The following is a 19,758-nucleotide window of genomic DNA, read 5'->3' on the forward strand; positions in this document are numbered from 1 at the left end:
TAACGGCTTGATCCGGGGTTGGACGCATTTTTTGCGTCGCGCGGGGTCAGAAGCTCCAGACCTCGGCCCGGCCGCCGGGATCGCCCAGGCTGTCGGCGACCCAGGCGCAGATCTGCTGCGCCGCGTCCTCGGCGCCCGGCGGCGGATTGACCACCACCAGGGCGCAGCCGTTCATCTTCATCGGATTGGTCAGGGGACGCAGGCGGGCCTCGGCCACCAGGGTCGGGCCGGCCTTGCCCTGAAGCCGGCGTATGAAGCCGTCGAAGGTCTCGAGATCCTTCAGCGGGGTCCAGATGGCGACGGTCGCGGTCGGGTCGCGCGCGATGACCGCAAGGGCGGTTTCGGCCGAACGGACATAGTCGTCGGGCTTTTCGAACGGGGGGTCGATCAGGATCAGGGGGCCGCGCGCCCGCGCCGCCTCGGCCACGACCGCCGCATAGCCGTCGCCCTCGCGCGTCTCGGCGTTCGGGCGGTCCGCCAGGGCCTGAGCCAGCAGGACGCGCACCAGCGGGTTCAGTTCGAAACCGACATAGCGGCCGCCGTCGTTCAGGGTGTCGGCGATCAGCAGGGGCGAGCCGGGATAGAAGCGCACGCCGCCGTCGGGATTGAGCGCCGCAACGCGCGCCGCCAGGGCCTCGACCAGCGGCGGCCGATCCTGGGCCGTCATCAGCCGCGCCACCCCGGCCTCAGCCTCCTTCGAGCGCGTCGCATCGCCCGACAGGTCATAGAGGCCGGCGCCCGCATGGGTGTCGAACACGGTCAGAGGCCCGGCGGCCTGTCGCGTCTTCACCAGCCACAGGACCAGGGCATGTTTGACCAGGTCGGCGAAGTTCCCGGCGTGGAAGCTGTGGCGATAATTCATGCCGCCTCGTGTCGCGCCGGGCGCGCGGGGTCAAGGGAAAGCGGCGGCTGGAACCCGGCGCCCCAACGCGGCGTTCGTCGCGGGTCCGAGGCAAGCCGCTGAAAGACCAATGAAAAGGAAGGCCGCTGATGGCGGACGGATCGCACGGCGTGGATATTGCGGTTGAGATTCCGCAGGGGCTGAGCTGGTGCAGCGACGAGAACCCCGGACTGAGCCGGCGCCGCGCCGGCAAGGGCTGGACCTATCGCGACGCCAAGGATCAACCGATCAAGGACGCCAAGGTTCTGGACCGGATCCGCGCCCTGGCCATTCCGCCCGCCTGGACCGACGTCTGGATCTGCCCCAAGGCCAACGGCCATATCCAGGCGACCGGCCGCGACGTGAAGGGGCGCAAACAGTACCGCTATCACGCCGACTGGAGTTCGGCCCGATCCGAGAACAAGTTCGACAAGCTGCCGGCCTTTTCGCGCGCCCTGCCCAAGCTGCGCGCCCAGGTGGAGCATGATCTGGCGCTGCGCGGGCCGGTGAAGGACAAGGTGCTGGCCACCGCCGTGCGCCTGTTGGAGATCACCCTGATCCGGGTCGGCAACGCCGCCTATGCCCGGGAGAACCGCAGCTATGGTCTGACCACACTGAACAAGCGGCATCTGGAGGTGGACGGCGCGGCCCTGACGTTCGAGTTCCGGGGCAAGAGCGGCAAGGACCACCGGGTCAGCGTCCGCGACCGGCGGCTGGCGCGGGTGGTGCGGGCGCTGGAGGAACTGCCGGGCCAGCACCTGTTCAAATACCGCACGGCCGACGGCGACCTGTGCCCCGTCACCTCGGACGACGTGAACGCCTATATCCGCGCGGCCATGGGGGAGCAGTTCTCTGCCAAGGACTTCCGCACCTGGGCCGGCACCGTCTCGGCGGCGCGAGCCTTGCGCGAGATGGAGCCCCCGACCTCGCCCACCGACGCGAAACGCAAGATCACCGTCTGCGTCAAGGCGGTGGCGGGCCTGCTGGGCAACACCCCGACGGTATGCCGGGCGTCCTATGTCCATCCGATGGTGATGGAACTTTATGAGAGCGGCGAACTGAGGGCCGCCCTGCCGGGGGCGGACGCCAAGGGGTTCGAGACGGCGCTGATCCGGTTGTTAAGGACGACGTGACGAGGCTGCGGTTGTCGGGGACGCTATCCGCCGATGCTAGCTTGCGGCGACTGAAGCGCCTTCAAGCCTCGCGCCAGTCCTGCACCTTGCCGTTTCGCGTCCGCCATTGAGCGGGGGTCACGCCTTCCCACGCGCGGAAGGCGCGGTAAAAAGAGGTGACGTCCTGATAGCCCAGCAGATAGGCGATCTCATCGATATGAATCGCTTCGTCGGCAAGTAGCTGTTTCCATAGATCCCGGCGCGCCTGAAGCAGGAGTTCGCGAAAGCTGGCGCCCTCCGTCAGTATGCGCCGCTGCAGAGTCCGCTCGCTCATGCCCAGCTGCCGCGCGACATCGGGAAGTTCAGGACGTCCGCTCGGCAGCAGCAACTTCAGCGCCATGACGACTTGATCGGAAATCGTCGACTGCGCATCCAGCTCCTGAAGCGTCCGCCCAAGCGTGGGCGTCAACATGGCGAGAAGTTCGGGATTGTGCCCCACGAACGGCAAGTCGAGATCCGTACGATCCAGAATCAGGGCGTCGCGCGCCGCCCCGAAACGCACGGGTGCTTTGAAGTAGTCCTCATAGCCGGGCGCCTTTGGTCCAGAGCGGGCAAACTCAACGCCGATAGGACGCACCGCCTTCCCGCTTGAGCGCCGTCCCAGTTCGATAATGGTCGCGAAGGTGATGTCGATGCTGACGGCGGGCTCCGCCTCCTTGCTGTGCAGCCAATCGACCGTCAGGGTGCAGGTTCCTCGCTCCTCGTGGACGCTGAGGATCTCGGGCGTGCAGAGGCGCTTGAACCGCGACAGCCGTTCCAATCCTCCGCGATAGTCCGGTGCATAGAACGCCGCCAGCGTTGACGGCGGATGCACCGAGGTCTCAGCCTGTTGGATCATCTCAACGCCGAGAGCGGGCTGGTCGGCCAAGTTTTCCAGCGCCCGCATCAGGGCGAAGTACTGAGCCGTGGTGATCGCCTGACCGGTCAGGTGCAAGGTGGTCGGGAGCCGAGCCTGCCGAAGCAGGCTCGACGCCGACAAACCCATGGCGTCGGTGGCGCGCCAGAAGGCCAGGGGAACCCGGCACCGGTCGGGCGGAACTGGACGCATAGGAGACCCCTAGCTGCGAGGGAGTTGGCCCATGACCAAACTATCGAACGCTCGGTCACCAAACCAGGCGCGATAGCCGATCAGGAAGCTGCCGAACCGACCCGCGACGTAACGGGTTTTCGGGCGTCGCGCGCGAGCGGCGCGGCTCACGACATTTGCGATCACCCGCGGAGGGCTGTTGCGGCCGCGACCATAGGTCTGGCTCGTCCCTTCGGCCACGGCGCGGGCGAGGCCTGCGTAAGGTCCGGCCTCGGACCGCTTTACTATGCCCTGTCCGACGACGTCGCCGAAGGCTGTCTCGATCAATCCGGGCTCCACGACGACATCGATTCCGAAGGGCGCAAGTTCGAGACGCAGGCAGTCCGACCAACCTTCCAGCGCATGTTTGGTCGCGTGATACCAACTGCCCAGCGGCGTGTAGATTTTCCCCCCCATGGAGGTGATGTTGATGATCCTTCCCCGCTTGCGCGATCGCATAGCCGGAAGCAGCAACTGCGTAAGACGCGCCGGGCCGAAGACATTGACTTCGAATTGGTAACGCGCCTCGCTCATGGGGATCTGCTCCATGGGGCCGTAGAGGCCAAAGCCCGCATTGTTGACCAACAGATCGACGCCGCCCGTTGTGGCCTGGATGACATCGGCGACGGCGACGATATCGGCCTCCACTGAGATGTCCATGCGCAAGGGCTCGGCGCCAAGCTTGCGCAAGTCCTCCATGTCATCCGTTCGCCGGGCTGCGACATAGACTTGATACCCGTCACGGATCAGCCGTTTGGCGATCTCCTTGCCCATCCCCGACGATGCGCCTGTGACGAGAGCGGATTTTTTAGATGTTTGGAACATGGCGTTAGGCCTCCTCGCGTTGTGAGAGGAACCTAGGCCGGGGGCTGGCCTACGACATTAGCCGAGCCCGCCATTTCATTAGCCGAACGCGCCAAAGCTTTTGTCGATTCTCATGCGCTGCGCAGCTGCGGGGAAGCGGGCGCCGTTACACAGACGGCGTCGTTAGTCGCCCCTGCCTGGCTCGAGCACTACACAGACCACCCTGTTCGCTTGGAGTTGGTGGCCGACTTGCCAGTGTCGATCCAGCGCCCTGGCTTGTCCCTGAGGTGGGGGGCTCAGCGTAAACTCACCCCTTCATCCTCCACGTCGCGCCGTCGGGGCCGTCCATGACGACGACGTTCAGTGCGTTCAGGCGGTCGCGGATGCGGTCGGCCTCGGGCCAGTCCTTGGCGGCGCGGGCGGCGGCGCGTTGCTCCAGCAGGGCCTCGACCTCGATACGCAGGGCGTCTGAGACGTCGCCTTCCAGCCAGGCGACCGGATCGGACTGAAGCACGCCCAGGATGGAGGCGCAGGCCATGAGGCGGGCGCGGGCCTGAGCGACTGCGGCGGTGTCGCCCGCCGTCATGCCACGCTCGATCTCGCTGGACAGGGCGAACAGGCTGGCCATGGCGCCGGGGGTGTTCAGATCGTCCTCAATCGACTTCATGAAGTCGGCGGGGGGATCGAGATCCAGAACCGGAACGCCGCTGGAGCGGTGCAGGGCGCCGTACAGGCGATCCAGCGACTTCTTGGACTGGTCAAGCAGGCCCTGGTTCCAGTCCAGCGGCTGGCGGTAGTGGGCCGACAGCAGAGCCCAGCGAACGACCTCGCCCGGCATGGCCTGGACCAGGTCGTGCAGCAGCAGGACGTTGCCGACGGACTTGGACATCTTCTCGGCGTCCACGGTCAGGAAGCCGTTGTGCATCCAGTAGCGGGCGTATTCGTCGTGCGCCTGATCGTCATGGGCATGGCCGTGGGCGCAGACGCCCTGGGCGATCTCATTCTCGTGGTGCGGGAAGACCAGATCGATGCCGCCGCCGTGGATGTCGATGGGCAAGCCCAGGGCCTGTTCGATCATGGCCGAGCATTCGATGTGCCAACCGGGCCGTCCCTCGCCCCAGGGCGAAGGCCAGGACGGCTCGTCCGGCTTGGACGGTTTCCACAGGACGAAGTCGTGGGGGTTCTTCTTGTAGGGCGCGACCTCGACCCGGGCGCCGGCGATCATGTCGTCCAGGTTCCGGCCCGAGAGGGCGCCGTAGGACGGATAGGACGAAACGTCGAACAGGACGTGGCCCTCGGCGGCATAGGCGCAGCCGGCGTCGACGATGGCCTGGATCTGGGCGACGATGGCCGGGATATAGTCGGTGACGTGGGGGGCGAGGTCGGGCGGGCTGACGTTCAGCAGGCCCATGTCGGCCAGATAGGCGGCTTCGTAGCGGGCGGTGACCTCGCCGATGGGCACGCCTTCGCGGGCGGCCTTCTGATTGATCTTGTCGTCCACGTCGGTGACGTTGCGGGCGTAGATCACATGGCCCGCGCCGTAGGTCCGGCGCAGCAGCCTCACCAGGACGTCGAACACCACCGGCGGCCGGGCATTGCCGATATGGGCGTAGTCATAGACCGTCGGGCCGCAGACATAGAGGGTCACCCGGTTCGGATCGCGCGGTTCGAACAGGCGCTTTTCACGGTGCAGGGTGTCGTGGATGTGCAGCGGCATAAGATAGGTAGACTTCGTTTTCTTGCAGGACGGAGGGTCCGTCCCATATAGCGGCCTGATATACAGTCCCGACGGATTGTAGAAGCTATACCGGGCGGCCCCGACCGCCTCGGCCGGAAAATCGAGTTCATGAGCGTCATCCCCGCCAAGCCCGTCCTCGTCAGCGACGAAACCGTGCAACGTCCTTCGCGCGAGCAAGCGCTGGACGCCGTGCGCACCCTGATCGCCTGGGCCGGGGACAATCCGGACCGTCCGGGCCTGATCGACACGCCCAAGCGGGTGGTGGACGCTTACGGGGAATGGTTCGACGGCTATGACGCCGACGCGGCCAAGGAGCTGTCACGCACCTTCGAGGACGTGACCGGCTATGACGACATGGTCATCCTGCGCGAGATCGAGGTGGAGAGCCATTGCGAGCACCACTTGGCTCCCTTCCTGGGCAAGGCCTATGTCGCCTATCTGCCCGGCGAGAAGGTGGTCGGCATCTCCAAGCTGGCGCGGGTGGTCGAGATCTTCGCCCGGCGGCTGCAGAATCAGGAAACCCTGACCAACGACATCATCGAGGCCATCGAATCGCACCTGCAGCCCAAGGGCGTCGCGGTGATGATCGACGCCGCACACCAGTGCATGACCACGCGTGGGGTGCATCACCGGCATGTTTCGACCGTCACCACCCGGTTCACCGGCGCCTTCAGGGACGATCCGGCCCTGATGGACCGTTTCCTGAAGCTGGCGAAGGCCTGAAGCCCGACTGGGCGTCCGGCTGTCGCGTATAATTGACGTTCGGGAACGCCGGATCGTTTAGAACCGCTTTACAAGCGCGCATCGGGACGCCAAGAACCGATCAAGCTCTCGGGCGATCCATAGGGAATGTCGGCGCGGATCTGCGGCCGGCGAGTAACGGAGATTAGGCATGGCTGCGAAGATCGGCGGTTCCGGTGGGGACAAGCACACGATCGAACAAACGGCTGACATCAACATCACGCCGTTCATCGACATTCTGCTGGTGCTGATGATCATCTTCATGGTCGCCGCGCCCATGGCGACCGTGTCGATCCGCCTGGACCTGCCGCCGGCGCAGCCGCCGGTGAACCCGACCGTCGAGAAGGAGCCGGTGTACATCACCATCCAGGACACCGGTCAGCTGTTCATCGCCGAGAAGCAAACCTCGATCGACAACCTGGCCGCCGACGTCTGCACCGCCCTGGGCGGCGGCTCCTGCCAGGAAGAGCGCGTCTTCGTCCGCGCCCAGCCGGAAGTGAAATATTCGCAGTTCATGGAAGTCATGAACAAGATGCAAGAGAACGGCTTCTTCAAGGTCGGTCTGCTGAACGAAGACATCGAATAGGACCGAGGTTCTATCCAGGATCAGGGGCCGCGTTCCGAAAGGGACGCGGCCTTTTTCTTTGCGGCAAGGCTTGCCCGGGGGACCGGTCCCCGCCTTGATGGCGGATCGGCTGTTTGAGGAGTCCCGCCATGCATCGTCGCACCTTCCTGTCCGCCCTGCCCGCGGGAACCCTGGCCGCCGGCGCTTTGGCCGCGACAGGCGCGCGGGCGCAACAGGGGGCGAGCGCCCCCGCCCCTGCCCGTCCTGCGGACCCCTACGCGGGGGTCGGCATCGGCGACCGGATCACCGGGCCGAAGTTCATGGGCCGCTCGACCGTCTGGGGCGCGAACGGGGCGGCGGCGACGGCCCATCCGGCGGCCAGCCTGATCGGCATCGACACGCTGCGGCGCGGCGGATCGGCAATAGACGCGGCCATCGCCATCAATGCGGCCTTGGGCTTTCTGGAGCCGGTGGCCAACGGCATCGGCGGCGACGCCTATTGCCTGCTGTGGGACCCGAAACTGAAGAAGGTGGTCGGGCTGAATGGGTCCGGCGCCAGTCCGCGGGGCCTCAGCCTGGAGACCGCGCGGTCCAAGGCCATCGACGGCTATCTGCCCCGCTATGGCGCGGTGACGGTGAACGTGCCGGGCACGGTGGACGCCTGGTGGAGCGCGCATCAGCGCTATGGGAAACTGCCGTGGAAGGATGTGCTGCTGCCGGTCGCCGAACTGTGCGAACAGGGCGTCCCCATACCCCAGGTCATCGCCTACTACCTGGAACGCAACATGGCCGCCTTCGACCGGGGCGTGATCCCGATCGAGGAGAACGACAACCGCAAGCGCATCTGGGCCGCCGGCGGGGCGACGCCCAAGGTGGGCGAGATCTTCGCCAATCCGTATCTGGGCAAGACCCTGCGGATAATCGCCGAGGGCGGGCGCGACGCCTTCTATGACGGCCCCTTGGCCGATCAGATGGAAGCCTATTTCAAGCGGATCGGCGGCTGGCTGACCCGCGCCGACATGGCCGCCCACCACACCGAATGGGTCGAGCCGATCCAGACCAATTATCGCGGGGTGGACGTGTTCGGCCTGGGGCCGAACACCCAGGGCCTGTCGACCAACCAGATCCTGAACATCTGCGAACAGTTCGACCTGAAATCCATGGGCTTCCAGTCCGCCGCCTCGCTGCACGTCCAGGCCGAAGCCAAGCGGCTGGCGTTCGAGGACCGGGCGCGCTGGTTCGCCGACGACCGATTCTCCAAGACCCCGGTCGAATGGCTGAACTCCAAGGCCTATGCGGCCGAGCGAGCCAAGCTGATCCGGCCGGACCGGGTGATGGACCGCGTCATGCCGGGCGACGCCCCGCATCACGGCGACACCACCTATTTCAGCGTCGCGGACAGCGACGGGATGATGGTCAGCTGGATCCAGTCCAACTATCGCGGCATGGGCTCGGGCCTGGCGCCGGACAATGGTTCGGAGCCGCTGGGCTTCATGTTCCAGGACCGGGGCGAGCTATTCGCCCTGACCGACGGCCATCCCAATGTCTATGCGCCGGGCAAGCGGCCGTTCCAGACCATCATCCCCGGCTTTGCGGTCAAGGACGGCGAGCCCTGGATGGCGTTCGGCGTCATGGGCGGCGCCATGCAGCCCCAGGGCCAGGCCCAGATCATCATCAACATGGTCGACTACGGCCTGGAGCCCCAGGCGGCGGGCGACGCCCCGCGCTGGCAACACTATGGTTCGTCCGAACCGACCGGCCAGCCGCAGGAGGGAACCGGCGTGCTGCATCTGGAGAGCGGGGTGCCCGAGGCGACCAAGGCGCAGCTGCGGGCCATGGGCTGGCCCCTGGGCGAGCCGGACGGCGGGTTCGGCGGCTATCAGAACGTCATGAAACAGATGAACCCCGGCGGTCGCTGGACCTATGGCGCGGCGACCGAGATGCGCAAGGACGGGATCGCCATCGCCTATTGAGGTTGGGCCTATTGAGGTTGGGCCTATTGAGATTGGGCCTATTGAGATTGGCGTACTGACATGACCCACGACGAGGTCCGCGCCCTGCTGCTGTCCTTCCCCGGCGTCGAGGACGGCGTGTCCTATGGGGAACCATCGTTCAAGGTGGCGGGGAGGTTCTTCACATGGCTGCGTCCGAAGCTGGACGACAGTATCGTGGTGCATCTGGATAATCTGGACGAGCGAGATCTGCTAATCGAGATGGACCCGGCCGCCTTTCACTTCACCGATCACTACCGCGACTATCCGATCGTGCTGGCGCGCATCGCCACGGTCGATCCCGTCTGGCTGAAGGCGGCGCTGGAAAAGCGGTGGCGCAAGGTGGCGCCGAAGCGGCTGGTGAGGGCCCACGACCCCGCTTGACCTGACGTCGGGGAAACCATGCAGGGTCCGTTTAAAATAAGAACGGACAGGGAAACGACATGGGGCTGGCGGTCGAGGATCGCGTCATCAAGGCCGTGGACAGCTGGCCGCTGGAAGCGACGCTGTTCCGGGGCGACGCGCCGAGGATGGCGGTGCTGGTTTCTGCGGGCACGGGGTTTCCACGCGGATTTTATGCCCGGTTCGCGCGCTGGATGGCCGAGCGCGGCTGCGTGGTTCTGACCTATGACTATCGCGGCATAGGAGGCTCGCGGCCGCACGATCTGGCGGCGATGGAGATGGACTATCCGGACTGGGGGCGACTGGACATGCCGGCGGCGCTGAAGGCGTTGAAGAAGGCGGCGCCCGGGCTGCCGGTCTTCCATGTGGGGCACAGCGTCGGGGGCCATTTCGTGGGCTTCATGCCGAGCCAATCCGAGATCGGGCGGCACGCCTTCGTTTCGGTCGGGACCGGATGGTGGGGCGGACACCACCGGACCTATAATCCGATGGAGCTGTTCTTCTGGTTCGGTTTTGGCCCAAGCCATCTGCGCCGCCACGGCTATGTCCGGGCCGGCAAGCTGTGGCGCGGGACGGATCTGCCGCGCGGGGTGTTCGAGACCTGGAAGCGGTGGTGCCTCAAGCCCGCCTATTTCCTGAACGAGCTGAAGTCCGGAGCCTTGGAGCCCCAGGCGTTCGATCAGGTGCGGGCGCCGATCCGGTCCTGGATCTTCCCGGACGACCCCATCGCCACGCCAGGGACGGGGGCTGCGCTGCTGAAGGCCTATTCCAACGCCCCGTCCGAGATCGTGGTGCGTCGCGCCGGCGACTATGGCGCGCAACGGATCGGCCACGAGGGCGCCTTCCGCAAGGGACTGGAGCCGCTGTGGCAGGAAATTCTGGATTGGTTCGACGCGGGGGTTTCGAAGGCCGCACCCGGCGCCTAACTGTGCTGCTCCCGAAAACGAAGGATTTCCCCATGGCCTACGGCGATCAGCCCACCATCACCGTCGATGGCGTCGAGATCCCCCTGCTCGGCTTCGGCACCTGGCAGCTGGAGCCGGCGGACGCGCGTCGGATGGTCGCTGAGGCGCTGCGGATCGGCTATCGCCACATCGACACCGCCTGGATCTACAAGAACGAGAAGGCGGTCGGCGAAGGCATCGTGGATTCGGGCGTGGCCCGCGAGGACATCTTCCTGACCACCAAGATCTGGGTCGAGCATTTCACCCATGACGCCCTGCTGAAACAGGCGAAGGAATCCGCCGAGAGCCTGGGGACGACGCCGGACCTGCTGCTGCTGCACTGGCCCAAGCCGACGCCGACGTTCGAAGAGACGCTGGGCGCGCTGAACGAAGCCAAGGACCTCGGCCTGACAAAGTCGATCGGCCTGTCCAACTTCCCGTCCAAGGAATTCCGCCAGGCCCAGAGCCTGTCCAAGGCGCGGCTGATCACCAACCAGGTCGAGCATCATCCCTATCTGGGGATCGACCAACTGGTGGCGACGGCGGCCGAGCTGGGATCGTCGATCACCGCCTGGTCGCCCCTGGCCCAGGGCAAGATCGCCGACGACAAGACGATCTCCGAGATCGCCGAGGCCCACGGCAAGACCAACGGCCAGGTCACTCTGCGCTGGCTGATCCAGAACCGGATCATCGCCATACCGCGCACGACCAAGGAAAGCCGGGCGCGCGAGAATTTCGACATCTTCGACTTCGAACTGTCGGGCGAGGAGATGCAGCGGATGGACGCCCTGGATCGCGGCGAACGTCTGGGCCAGTGGCTGGACGACGCCTACGAATGGGACAAGGCCGCCGCCTGATCGACTGACGGAGGGGGACGCGCATGTTGCGTGAGCGGGATCGACCGCGTGTATGGCGCGCCGCCTTCGCCGTGATCGGCTGGGCGGCGCTGGTGCTGCAATATCTGCTGATGGTCGGCCCGGCGGACGGCTGGGCAGTGGTGACGCGGACCGTCCAGTACTTCAGCTTCTTCACCATTCTGACCAATATCCTGGTCGCCCTGGCCCTGACCGGGCCGCTGTTGAAGCCGACAAGACCCTTGGCCAGCTGGACGTCGTCGGCGGCCTTTCGCGCCGCCGTGACGACCTACATCCTGATCGTCGGGGGGGTGTATCATTTCATGATCGCCCCCTACTGGCGACCGGAGGGGCTGACCCTCGGCGCCAATCTGGTGCTGCACTACGTCATGCCGGTCGCCTTCCTGTTGGACTGGCTGTGGTTCACGTCCAAGGGTCGGTTGCGATGGATCGATCCGGTGAAATGGCTGGCTTTTCCTCTGGTCTTTGCCAGTTGGACTTTGGCGCACGGACTGACGACCCACTGGTGGCCCTATGGGTTCGTTAATGTTGACGAGCTGGGCCTGGCCCGTGTGCTAGCGGTGTTCGCCGGACTGCTGATCTTCTTCCTGCTGGTCGGGTTGGCGCTGGTCGGGCTGGATCGGGTCTTGCAGAGAACGGTGCGTGACAGTTCCGCGCCGGCGCTTTAGGCGGAGGCATGGCCTACAAATCCCTGCGTGACTTCATCGACCAGCTGGAAGCCCAGGGCGAGCTGGTGCGGGTTTCCGAGCCGGTCTCGACCGTGCTGGAGATGACCGAGATCCAGACCCGGCTGCTGCGCAACGGCGGCCCGGCGGTGCTGTTCGAGAAGCCGGTGATGCCGGACGGTACGATCAGCCCCATTCCCTGCCTGGCCAATCTGTTCGGCACGGTGAAACGGGTCGCCATGGGGGTGACGCTGGAGGGCAGGAACCGGACGACGGCGGGCGAGCTGCGCGAAGTCGGGGAACTGCTGGCCTTCCTGCGCAATCCGACGCCGCCGCGCGGCCTGGGCGACGCCATGGAGATGCTGCCGCTGATGCAGACCGTCATGTCGATGCGGCCCAAGACGGTGAAGAAGGCGCCGGTGCAGGAGGTGGTGCTGAAGGGCGACCAGATCGACCTGACCGCCCTGCCCGTTCAGTCGTGCTGGCCCGGCGAGCCGGCGCCCCTGATCACTTGGGGCCTGGTGGTGACCAAGGGGCCGAGCGAGGACCGCGAGGACGATTTCAACCTGGGCATCTATCGGATGCAGGTCCTGGGCAAGGACAAGGCCATCATGCGCTGGCTGGCGCACCGGGGCGGAGCGCAGCACTATGCGCGGCACAAGAAGGCCCGGCCGAAAGAGCCCCTGCCCTGCGCCGTGGTCCTAGGCGCCGATCCGGGGACCATCCTGGCGGCGGTGACGCCGGTGCCGGACACCCTGTCGGAATATCAGTTCGCCGGCCTGATGCGGGGCGCCAAGGCCGAGCTGGTCGCCTGCAAGACCGTGCCGCTGATGGTGCCGGCCCAGGCCGAGATCGTGCTGGAGGGCCATGTCCTGCTGAACGAGTTCGAGGACGAAGGCCCGTACGGCGACCACACCGGCTACTACAATTCCGTCGAGAAGTTCCCGGTCTTCCAGGTCAGCGCGATCACCATGCGCAAGAACCCGATCTATCTGACCACCTTCACGGGCCGGCCGCCGGACGAACCGTCGGTGCTGGGCGAGGCGCTGAACGAGGTGTTCATTCCGCTGCTGCGCCAGCAGTTCCCGGAGATCGTCGATTTCTGGCTGCCGCCCGAGGGGTGCAGCTATCGGATCGCCGTGGTGTCGATGAAGAAGGCCTATCCGGGCCATGCCAAGCGGGTGATGCTGGGCGTCTGGAGCTATCTGCGCCAGTTCATGTACACCAAATGGGTCATCGTCGTGGACCACGACATCGACGCCCGCGACTGGAAGGACGTCATGTGGGCCATCTCGACCAAGATGGACCCGGCGCGCGACATCACCGTGATCGAATCGACGCCCATCGACTATCTGGACTTCGCCTCGCCTGAGAGCGGCCTGGGCTCCAAGATCGGCCTGGACGCGACGGACAAATGGCCGCCTGAGACCAAGCGCGAATGGGGCGAGGAAATCCGCATGGACGAGGCGGTGATCGAACGGGTGAACGACCTGTGGGGCCGGCTTGGGTTGCCGGGCGACGGGACCCCGATCTGGAAGTAGAAGGGCGAATGCTGACAGCAACTGACAGCAGTGCGGCTTTAGGACTACGGCATAGCTGGAGCTGCCGCCATGACCTGTTCGCCCATTCATGACTTCGACTTCCTGTTCGGCCACTGGGAGGTCGAACATCGCAGACTGACAAGCCGTGGGGTCGGCTCAGATGACTGGGACATCTCCCATGGGACCGCGTTCACAGAGCCGCGCATGGGTGGGATCACCAACATCGAGCAGCACGACTGTCCCGAGCGCGGTTGGCGCGGGGTGGCGCTGCGGACGCTCGATCTGGCGACCAAAGAGTGGTCGATCTACTGGATCAGCGACCGCGATGGCCGGTTGGCGCCACCGGTGGTCGGCCGGTTTCACGACGAGGGCTGCCGCCTCGAAGGACTCGACATAGACGGCGAGCGGCCGATCCTTGCACGCTTCGAGTGGTCGCGTGTGAACACGGAAACGCCGCGCTGGGCCCAACATTTCTCGTACGACGACGGACGGACGTGGGAGCTGAACTGGGTCATGGATTTTCGGCGAGCGGCTTGAGAGTCGCGCCGAGCATTGCGGCGCGGTGAATTTGGGAGCGACAGGCTGCTGAGCGGGCAATAGGTTGGCCACGATTCAGCCGGGGGGCCATGTGAGCGCGTTCGAATTCTTCTTCAGCTTCTACGGTCTGCTGCTGGGCCTGTCGGTCGCCGAACTGGTCGGCGGGTTTGCGCGGGTGCTGCACGAGAAGCGGCGGATCCGGTTCGGCTGGTTGACGCCGCTTCTGGCCCTGTTCGTGGCCATCGACATCGCCACCTTCTGGAACCAGGCCTGGGTCATCTTTCGAGGGGCGCCGTTCAATACCTTCGTGCTGCTGGTTTCGCTGAGCATCGCCGCCACCTTCTATGTGGCGGCCAGCGTGACCTTCCCGCGCGTGTCGGCCGAGGGCGGCGACGAGCGGATCGACCTGGACGACCATTTCTGGGCCCACCGGCGGCTGGTGTTCAGTTGCATCCTGGCCGCCAACCTGATCGTCGCCGTGATTGTGATCATTCTGGCCCAGCTCAATCCCGACTTCGCCCGCATCGCCAGTTCGGTGCGCCTGTGGGTGGGCGTCTCCATCTTCGTGATCGGCACGGCGACGGCCGCGCTCGCGCCATGGCGCAAGGTCGCCGTCGGGGCCTTGGTCGTGGTGCTGCTCTACAGTCTGTGGGGCATGGCGAACTCAGCGGCGTTGCTGGTCAGGGCCGGCGGTTGGGCGCCTGCGCTGGGCGGCGGCGGTTGAACCTTGTCAGGTCGAGGCAATCGGCTCACGAAAGGCCATGCGATCCACTTCCCTGATTTCGGCCCTTCTTGCCGCCCTAGCCTGTAGCGTGAGCCCCGCCATGTCCCAGACGCTTCCCAACACCGCGCCGTGGGATCAGGCCTTCCTTCCGCCCGCGCCGGTTTGGAACGGGGCGTCCAGGGCCTTGTTGCGTGACGCGAACGATCCTTGGGTCACGGCGTTCGAAGCCGATCCGGCGCATGATTTCAGCCCGAACTACGCTGACACCCGCGCCTGGTTCGACCGTCTGGATCAGGCCAGCGACCTGATCCGCATCGAACAGTTCGGGGTTTCGCCCGAGGGACGGCCCATCTATGCGGTGATCGCCTCGAAAGACGGCCCGACTTTCGATCCGGCCAAGCCGGTGCTGATGATCCAGGCGGGCATCCACCCGGGCGAGATCGACGGCAAGGACGCGGGCATGATGGTGCTGCGCGACATCGCCTTTTACGGCAAGGACGCCCTGCTGGACCGGGTCAATCTGATCCTGATCCCGATCCTGAGCGTGGACGGGCATGAGCGCTCCGGCCCCTATTCCCGCCCCAACCAGCGCGGGCCGCGCATCCAGGGCTGGCGCAATACGGCGACCAACCAGAATCTGAACCGCGACTATCTGAAGCTGGACCAGCCCGAGATGCGCAGCGTTCGGGGCCTGATCCTGAAATACCGGCCGGACCTGTATGTGGACGTCCACGTCACCGACGGTCTGGATTACCAGTACGACGTCACCTACGGCTTCAACGGCGAGGACGGGGCGTTCAGCCGCTCGCCGAACGGCTCGGCCTGGCTGGATTCGGTGTTCAAGCCGGCGATGAACGCGGCGCTGGAGCGCGAGGGCCATATCCCCGGAGAACTGGTGTTCGGCATCGACGACGACGAGCCCAGGAAGGGCCTGTCGGACGGCGGCCTGGGCGAACGGTTCTCCAACGGCTGGGGCTCGGCGGCGCACGTTCCCACGATCCTGATCGAGAACCATAGCCTGAAACCGCACGAGCAGCGGGTGCTGGGCACCTATGTCTTCATCGAGGAGGCGATGCGGCTGCTGGCCGATCAGGGCGCGGGTTTGAGGGCCGCGACCGAACAGGACAAGGCCCTGCGCCCGGCGCAGATCCCCGCCAACTTCGAGGCCGACGAGACGCCGTCATCCACCCGGCCGTTCAAGGGCATCCTGTACGAGATGTACGAAAGCCCCGCCTCGGGTCGGAAGGAAATCCGTTGGCTGGGCCGGCCCGATCCTGAGCTGTGGCAAATGCCTTTCTATGGGTCCAAGCCGACGCTGAGCCTGACGCGGCCGACGGCCTATTGGATACCGAGCTATCGCACCGACATCATCGAGCGGTTGAAGATGCACGGCATCACTATGGAGACGGCGGAGGCGCCACGCACGGTGAACCTGTCGATGCTGCGCCTGGTCGAGCCCAAGCTGGCGACGCGGGCCAATGAGGGGCACGTCCAGGCCTCGGTGAAGACGGTCGAGGTCGAGCGCCGCGACTGGACCTTCCCGACCGGCTCGGTGCGTGTGCCCACCGATCAGCCGCTGGGCGACATCGTCGTGCTTTTGCTGGAGCCGCAGTCGAGCGAGAGCTTCTTCGCCTGGGGCATGTTCCCCGAGGTCATGAGCCGGGTCGAATATATCGAGGCCTACGCCATCGCACCGCTGGCGGACAAGATGATGGCGGCTGACCCCGCGCTGAAGGCTGAGTTCGAGGCGAAGCTGGCGGCAGAGCCGGATTTCGCAACGAACCCACAGGCGCGGCTGGCCTGGTTCTATGAGCGGACGCCCTTCTATGACGACCACTATCTGCTCTATCCCGTCGGGCGCGAGGACTGATCGATGACCACACCCCTGATGTACGCCGTCCAGGCCGCCGCCCTGTGGAGCGGTCTGCTGATCCTGCTGATGCTGGTCCTGTCCGGCATCGTGGTCAGCGGGCGGCGCAAGCACATGGTCTCGTTCGGCGACGGCGGGAACCCCGATCTGGCGGCGGCGACCCGCGCCTTCGGCAACTGCGCTGAATATGCGGCGCCGGGCATGATCGCCATGCTGTTGTTGGCCGCCGTCGGCGCTCCGGCGTGGATGGTCCATGCCGTCGGCGCGACCCTGCTGGTCGGGCGAGTGATCCATGCCCTGGGCCTGCTGTTCCAGACGGGGCCGTCGCTGGGCCGGGTCATCGGCATGTTGCTGACCTGGGTGGCGCTGCTGACCGCCGCCGTCGGCCTGATCGCCTTCGCCGTCGTCTGATCCTGTTGCAGCGCAACAGGTTGCGGCGCGGCGGGGCGTCCGCCATATCGGGGCATGACCGACACCCTAGCAGCGCCTGTTTCGACCGATCTTCTGCCCGATCTTCTGAATGACATTGTCCAGGCGGCCCTGAAGGCCGGCGCCGACGCCGCCGAGGCGGTCAGCGCGGATCGTCGCTCCCTGTCGGTCGGGGTGCGCAACGGCAAGCTGGAAGACGTCGAGCGTGAAGAGTCGCGCGACCTGGGTCTGCGGGTCTTCGTCGGCCAGCGCCAGGCCTCGGTGTCGGCGTCGGACCTGTCGCCCGAGACCCGCGCTCGCCTGGTGGAGCGCGCCGTGGCCATGGCGCGCCTGGCGCCGGAAGATCCCCACGCCGGCTTCGCGCCCGAAGACCGGCTGGCGCGCGGACCCTTCGTCGATCTGGACCTGTTCGATCCCAGCGAACGCACCGCCCTGATTCTGGAACAGGTTTCCGCCGAGGCCGAGGCGGCGGCCCTGGCGGTCGAAGGCGTCGCCCGATCCGAAGGCGGTCACGCCAGCTGGTCGTCCAGCCAATGGCGACTGGTCACCTCGCACGGGTTCGACGGCGACTATCGCGGTTCGGCCTTTTCGCTGGGCGTCGGGGTGATCGCCGAAAAGGACGGGGCCATGGAGCGTGGCGGCGAGAGCCGATCGACCCGGCATCTGGCCGATCTGCCCGGCGCCGAAATCATCGGCGAGACCGCAGGCCGCCGCGCCGTGGCCCGCACCGGGGCGCGCAAGATCGCCTCGACCACCGCCCCCGTCATCTTCGACAATCGCATGTCGGGCCAGATCGTCTCGCCGGCCGTCGGCGCGATTTCCGGCCCGTCCATCGCGCGCGGCACCTCCTTCCTGAAGGACCGGCTGGGTCAGAGGGTGTTCGCCGAGGGGGTGACCCTGATCGACGATCCGTTCCGGCCGCGCGGCATGGGCTCCACCCCGTTCGACGATGAGGGGGTGGCGGTCGAGCGTCGCGCCCTGTTCGACGACGGCGTCCTGACCACCTGGCTGCTGAACAGCGCCTCGGCGCGGCAACTTGGGCTGCAGTCCACCGGTCACGCCTCGCGGGGTCTGGCCGGACCGCCAGGTGTCGGAACCCACAATCTGCACATGGAGCCGGGCGAGCGCGATCTGGTCGGCCTGATGGCCGATGCAGGAACGGGCCTGCTGGTCACGTCGATGTTCGGGCCGTCGCTGAACGGAAACACCGGCGACTGGTCCGCCGGGGTGTCCGGCTTCTGGTTCGAGAACGGCGAGATCGCCTATCCGGTCAACGAGGTCACGGTGGCGGGCAAGCTGACCGAGCTCTATCTGCGGCTTCAGCGCGGGTCCGACCTGGAGTTCCGGGGCGGGTTCAATGTGCCGAGCCTGATGTTCGACGCGGTGGCCATAGCGGGCAAATGATCGATCGCTTGACACAGGATTGGGGGGCCGACCTCGAACTGATCCGCCAGGCGGCGATCGACGCCGGGGCGCTGGCGGTCGCAGAACGCGAGGCGGGGCTAAGGATCGAGTCGAAAGTCGGGGGCTCGCCCGTGACCAGCGGCGACCTGGCCGTGGACGCCATGCTGAAGGACCGGCTGCTGGCCGCCCGCCCCGACTATGGCTGGCTGTCGGAAGAGACGGGGGACACGCCCGAACGCTTGTCGAAGCGCCGGATCTTCGTGGTCGATCCGGTGGACGGCACGGTCGCCTATATGAAGCGCCAACCCTGGTGGTGCGTGCCCATCGCCATCGTCGAGGACGGCCAGGTGGTCGCCGCCGCCATCCATGCGCCCGAGGTTCAGGAAACCTATGTGGCGACGCGCGGCGGGGGGGCGCAGCGCAATGGGGCCGTGATCCGGGCGTCCGACGCCGAGACCCTGGACGACGCCTCGGTTCTGGGGGACGCGCGAATGATCGAGGGGTCGCATTGGGACGAGCCCTGGCCGGTGCTGCGGTTCTCGAAACGCAACGCCCTGGCCTATCGCATGGCCCTGGTCGCCGCCGGCGCCTTTGACGCGGCGCTGGCCTTGACGCCGAAATGGGACTGGGATGTCGCCGCCGGCAGCCTGATCGCCGAAGAGGCCGGCGCCCACGTCACCGACCATCACGGCCGGCCCTGGCGCTTCAACCGACCCGATCCGCGTCAGGCCAGCCTGGTCTGCGCCGCCCCGGCCCTGCACCCGCTGATCATTCGACGCTGTAAAAACGTGCCGCTATCGACTTAAGGCGTGGGTGGAAAAACCCTGTCATACATTGATCCGTAGGCGTTCTGGGCCTATGCCCCGGCAAAAGCCCTCCCCAAGCCCTAAGGACATCCGATGGTCGATCATTCCTCCGTCCCGCCGCAACTGCTGCACCTCGTCATCGGCGGCGAGCTGCGCCACCCGAACGAGCCGACGTTCCGGGATGTGTCACAGGTCGAATTCGTCGGCGCCTTCGGCAGCTATGATGAAGCCAAGAAGGCCTGGAAGGCTCGCGCCCAGGCGACCGTGGACAACGCCCACATGCGCTATTTCATCCTGCACGCCCACAAGCTGATCGACCCGCGCGGCGACGCAGCCTGAGTGCGACGTCAGGGAACGGGAACCCGTTCCCTGACCCGGACGCTGAACCCAAATGAACCTGGAACCGCAACAGATTTTCCAACTGGTCAGCCTGCTGGCCGTGCTGGCGCTATTCAGCATCTCGGCGCGGGGGCACATCGGCTATGCGCGGTGGTTCAGGAAGTGGGAGGCGGACCGCAAGGCGCGGCGCGACGCCGAGCTGGAGGCCGAAGCCCGCGAGCGCGGAGACCAATCCCCGAAAGGCCCCTGGGGTTAAACGCCCCAC

General features: G+C 66.2%; 21 protein-coding genes. 17 read left to right on the forward strand and 4 right to left on the reverse strand.

Annotated features, from left to right (window positions below; all coding sequences use genetic code 11):
* Nucleotides 1-46: 46 nt before the first annotated feature.
* On the reverse strand, nt 47-862 hold the full coding sequence (gene rlmJ / locus Q7J26_RS09865) for a 23S rRNA (adenine(2030)-N(6))-methyltransferase RlmJ (RefSeq protein WP_304936281.1): 816 nt from the start codon (nt 860-862) through the stop codon (nt 47-49).
* A 128-nt stretch (nt 863-990) separates the two neighbouring features.
* Here rlmJ and Q7J26_RS09870 point away from each other — a divergent pair, with 128 nt between their 5' ends.
* A complete protein-coding gene (locus tag Q7J26_RS09870; protein ID WP_304936282.1) occupies nt 991-2,013 on the forward strand; it encodes a DNA topoisomerase IB in 1,023 nt (340 codons plus the stop codon).
* Between the two features lie 61 nt (nt 2,014-2,074).
* On the opposite strand, the gene Q7J26_RS09875 is transcribed toward Q7J26_RS09870, so the two are convergent.
* The 3 genes from Q7J26_RS09875 to cysS all read right to left on the reverse strand — a co-directional run bounded on the left by Q7J26_RS09875 (nt 2,075) and on the right by cysS (nt 5,639).
* On the reverse strand, nt 2,075-3,100 hold the full coding sequence (locus tag Q7J26_RS09875; RefSeq protein ID WP_304936283.1) for an AraC family transcriptional regulator: 1,026 nt from the start codon (nt 3,098-3,100) through the stop codon (nt 2,075-2,077).
* A gap of 9 nt (nt 3,101-3,109) precedes the next feature.
* Nucleotides 3,110-3,943 carry an oxidoreductase gene (locus Q7J26_RS09880; RefSeq protein WP_304936284.1) on the reverse strand — a complete coding sequence of 278 codons (834 nt, stop codon included), beginning with the start codon at nt 3,941-3,943 and terminating at the stop codon, nt 3,110-3,112.
* Between the two features lie 286 nt (nt 3,944-4,229).
* Nucleotides 4,230-5,639, reverse strand: a complete 1,410-nt coding sequence (gene cysS, locus Q7J26_RS09885) for a cysteine--tRNA ligase (protein WP_304936285.1) — start codon at nt 5,637-5,639, stop codon at nt 4,230-4,232.
* A gap of 129 nt (nt 5,640-5,768) precedes the next feature.
* Here cysS and folE point away from each other — a divergent pair, with 129 nt between their 5' ends.
* The 16 genes from folE to Q7J26_RS09965 all read left to right on the forward strand — a co-directional run bounded on the left by folE (nt 5,769) and on the right by Q7J26_RS09965 (nt 19,749).
* Nucleotides 5,769-6,383: a GTP cyclohydrolase I FolE gene (gene folE, locus Q7J26_RS09890; RefSeq protein ID WP_304936286.1), complete on the forward strand. Its 615-nt coding sequence runs from the start codon at nt 5,769-5,771 to the stop codon at nt 6,381-6,383.
* A gap of 169 nt (nt 6,384-6,552) precedes the next feature.
* On the forward strand, nt 6,553-6,987 hold the full coding sequence (locus Q7J26_RS09895; RefSeq protein ID WP_304936287.1) for a biopolymer transporter ExbD: 435 nt from the start codon (nt 6,553-6,555) through the stop codon (nt 6,985-6,987).
* 128 nt (nt 6,988-7,115) lie between these two features.
* The gene (locus Q7J26_RS09900; RefSeq protein ID WP_304936288.1) at nt 7,116-8,939 is read left to right on the forward strand and encodes a gamma-glutamyltransferase family protein; all 1,824 of its coding nucleotides are present in this window, start codon (nt 7,116-7,118) and stop codon (nt 8,937-8,939) included.
* Between the two features lie 60 nt (nt 8,940-8,999).
* A complete protein-coding gene (locus tag Q7J26_RS09905; protein WP_304936289.1) occupies nt 9,000-9,341 on the forward strand; it encodes an MmcQ/YjbR family DNA-binding protein in 342 nt (113 codons plus the stop codon).
* A 59-nt stretch (nt 9,342-9,400) separates the two neighbouring features.
* A complete protein-coding gene (locus Q7J26_RS09910) occupies nt 9,401-10,285 on the forward strand; it encodes a serine aminopeptidase domain-containing protein (protein WP_304936290.1) in 885 nt (294 codons plus the stop codon).
* Between the two features lie 32 nt (nt 10,286-10,317).
* Nucleotides 10,318-11,160, forward strand: a complete 843-nt coding sequence (locus tag Q7J26_RS09915; RefSeq protein WP_304936291.1) for an aldo/keto reductase — start codon at nt 10,318-10,320, stop codon at nt 11,158-11,160.
* Nucleotides 11,161-11,183: 23 nt separating this feature from the next.
* Complete coding sequence (locus tag Q7J26_RS09920; RefSeq protein WP_304936292.1) at nt 11,184-11,846, forward strand: Pr6Pr family membrane protein; 663 nt, start codon at nt 11,184-11,186, stop codon at nt 11,844-11,846.
* A gap of 8 nt (nt 11,847-11,854) precedes the next feature.
* Entirely contained in the window at nt 11,855-13,384 is a 1,530-nt protein-coding gene (locus Q7J26_RS09925) for a UbiD family decarboxylase (protein WP_304936293.1), read from the forward strand.
* Nucleotides 13,385-13,453: 69 nt separating this feature from the next.
* Nucleotides 13,454-13,921, forward strand: coding sequence for a DUF1579 domain-containing protein (locus Q7J26_RS09930; RefSeq protein ID WP_304936294.1), 468 nt, complete (start codon nt 13,454-13,456; stop codon nt 13,919-13,921).
* 91 nt (nt 13,922-14,012) lie between these two features.
* The gene (locus Q7J26_RS09935) at nt 14,013-14,645 is read left to right on the forward strand and encodes a hypothetical protein (RefSeq protein ID WP_304936295.1); all 633 of its coding nucleotides are present in this window, start codon (nt 14,013-14,015) and stop codon (nt 14,643-14,645) included.
* Nucleotides 14,646-14,682: 37 nt separating this feature from the next.
* Nucleotides 14,683-16,515 carry a M14 family metallopeptidase gene (locus Q7J26_RS09940; protein ID WP_304936296.1) on the forward strand — a complete coding sequence of 611 codons (1,833 nt, stop codon included), beginning with the start codon at nt 14,683-14,685 and terminating at the stop codon, nt 16,513-16,515.
* A gap of 3 nt (nt 16,516-16,518) precedes the next feature.
* Nucleotides 16,519-16,926, forward strand: a complete 408-nt coding sequence (locus Q7J26_RS09945) for an MAPEG family protein (RefSeq protein ID WP_304936297.1) — start codon at nt 16,519-16,521, stop codon at nt 16,924-16,926.
* Between the two features lie 54 nt (nt 16,927-16,980).
* Nucleotides 16,981-18,348 (forward strand): TldD/PmbA family protein, encoded by a 1,368-nt coding sequence (locus tag Q7J26_RS09950; RefSeq protein ID WP_304936298.1) that lies wholly within the window; start codon nt 16,981-16,983, stop codon nt 18,346-18,348.
* A complete protein-coding gene (locus Q7J26_RS09955) occupies nt 18,345-19,154 on the forward strand; it encodes a 3'(2'),5'-bisphosphate nucleotidase CysQ (RefSeq protein ID WP_304936299.1) in 810 nt (269 codons plus the stop codon). Before Q7J26_RS09950 ends, Q7J26_RS09955 begins: the two co-directional genes overlap by 4 nt.
* Nucleotides 19,155-19,247: 93 nt before the next feature.
* The gene (locus tag Q7J26_RS09960; protein WP_304936300.1) at nt 19,248-19,493 is read left to right on the forward strand and encodes a DUF4170 domain-containing protein; all 246 of its coding nucleotides are present in this window, start codon (nt 19,248-19,250) and stop codon (nt 19,491-19,493) included.
* A 52-nt stretch (nt 19,494-19,545) separates the two neighbouring features.
* Nucleotides 19,546-19,749 (forward strand): hypothetical protein, encoded by a 204-nt coding sequence (locus Q7J26_RS09965; protein WP_304936301.1) that lies wholly within the window; start codon nt 19,546-19,548, stop codon nt 19,747-19,749.
* The last annotated feature ends 9 nt before the right edge of the window (nt 19,750-19,758 follow it).

Origin of the sequence: Brevundimonas sp. (assembly GCF_030656255.1) — a bacterium.
Lineage (GTDB): Bacteria > Pseudomonadota > Alphaproteobacteria > Caulobacterales > Caulobacteraceae > Brevundimonas.

Bases quoted from the DNA above. Each gene is read 5' to 3' on its own strand.
- rlmJ (WP_304936281.1), bottom strand. From the start codon at position 862: ATGAATTATCGCCACAGCTTCCACGCCGGGAACTTCGCCGACCTGGTC.
- Q7J26_RS09870 (WP_304936282.1), top strand. From the start codon at position 991: ATGGCGGACGGATCGCACGGCGTGGATATTGCGGTTGAGATTCCGCAG.
- Q7J26_RS09875 (WP_304936283.1), bottom strand. From the start codon at position 3,100: ATGCGTCCAGTTCCGCCCGACCGGTGCCGGGTTCCCCTGGCCTTCTGG.
- Q7J26_RS09880 (WP_304936284.1), bottom strand. From the start codon at position 3,943: ATGTTCCAAACATCTAAAAAATCCGCTCTCGTCACAGGCGCATCGTCG.
- cysS (WP_304936285.1), bottom strand. From the start codon at position 5,639: ATGCCGCTGCACATCCACGACACCCTGCACCGTGAAAAGCGCCTGTTC.
- folE (WP_304936286.1), top strand. From the start codon at position 5,769: ATGAGCGTCATCCCCGCCAAGCCCGTCCTCGTCAGCGACGAAACCGTG.
- Q7J26_RS09895 (WP_304936287.1), top strand. From the start codon at position 6,553: ATGGCTGCGAAGATCGGCGGTTCCGGTGGGGACAAGCACACGATCGAA.
- Q7J26_RS09900 (WP_304936288.1), top strand. From the start codon at position 7,116: ATGCATCGTCGCACCTTCCTGTCCGCCCTGCCCGCGGGAACCCTGGCC.
- Q7J26_RS09905 (WP_304936289.1), top strand. From the start codon at position 9,000: ATGACCCACGACGAGGTCCGCGCCCTGCTGCTGTCCTTCCCCGGCGTC.
- Q7J26_RS09910 (WP_304936290.1), top strand. From the start codon at position 9,401: ATGGGGCTGGCGGTCGAGGATCGCGTCATCAAGGCCGTGGACAGCTGG.
- Q7J26_RS09915 (WP_304936291.1), top strand. From the start codon at position 10,318: ATGGCCTACGGCGATCAGCCCACCATCACCGTCGATGGCGTCGAGATC.
- Q7J26_RS09920 (WP_304936292.1), top strand. From the start codon at position 11,184: ATGTTGCGTGAGCGGGATCGACCGCGTGTATGGCGCGCCGCCTTCGCC.
- Q7J26_RS09925 (WP_304936293.1), top strand. From the start codon at position 11,855: ATGGCCTACAAATCCCTGCGTGACTTCATCGACCAGCTGGAAGCCCAG.
- Q7J26_RS09930 (WP_304936294.1), top strand. From the start codon at position 13,454: ATGACCTGTTCGCCCATTCATGACTTCGACTTCCTGTTCGGCCACTGG.
- Q7J26_RS09940 (WP_304936296.1), top strand. From the start codon at position 14,683: ATGCGATCCACTTCCCTGATTTCGGCCCTTCTTGCCGCCCTAGCCTGT.
- Q7J26_RS09945 (WP_304936297.1), top strand. From the start codon at position 16,519: ATGACCACACCCCTGATGTACGCCGTCCAGGCCGCCGCCCTGTGGAGC.
- Q7J26_RS09950 (WP_304936298.1), top strand. From the start codon at position 16,981: ATGACCGACACCCTAGCAGCGCCTGTTTCGACCGATCTTCTGCCCGAT.
- Q7J26_RS09955 (WP_304936299.1), top strand. From the start codon at position 18,345: ATGATCGATCGCTTGACACAGGATTGGGGGGCCGACCTCGAACTGATC.
- Q7J26_RS09960 (WP_304936300.1), top strand. From the start codon at position 19,248: ATGGTCGATCATTCCTCCGTCCCGCCGCAACTGCTGCACCTCGTCATC.
- Q7J26_RS09965 (WP_304936301.1), top strand. From the start codon at position 19,546: ATGAACCTGGAACCGCAACAGATTTTCCAACTGGTCAGCCTGCTGGCC.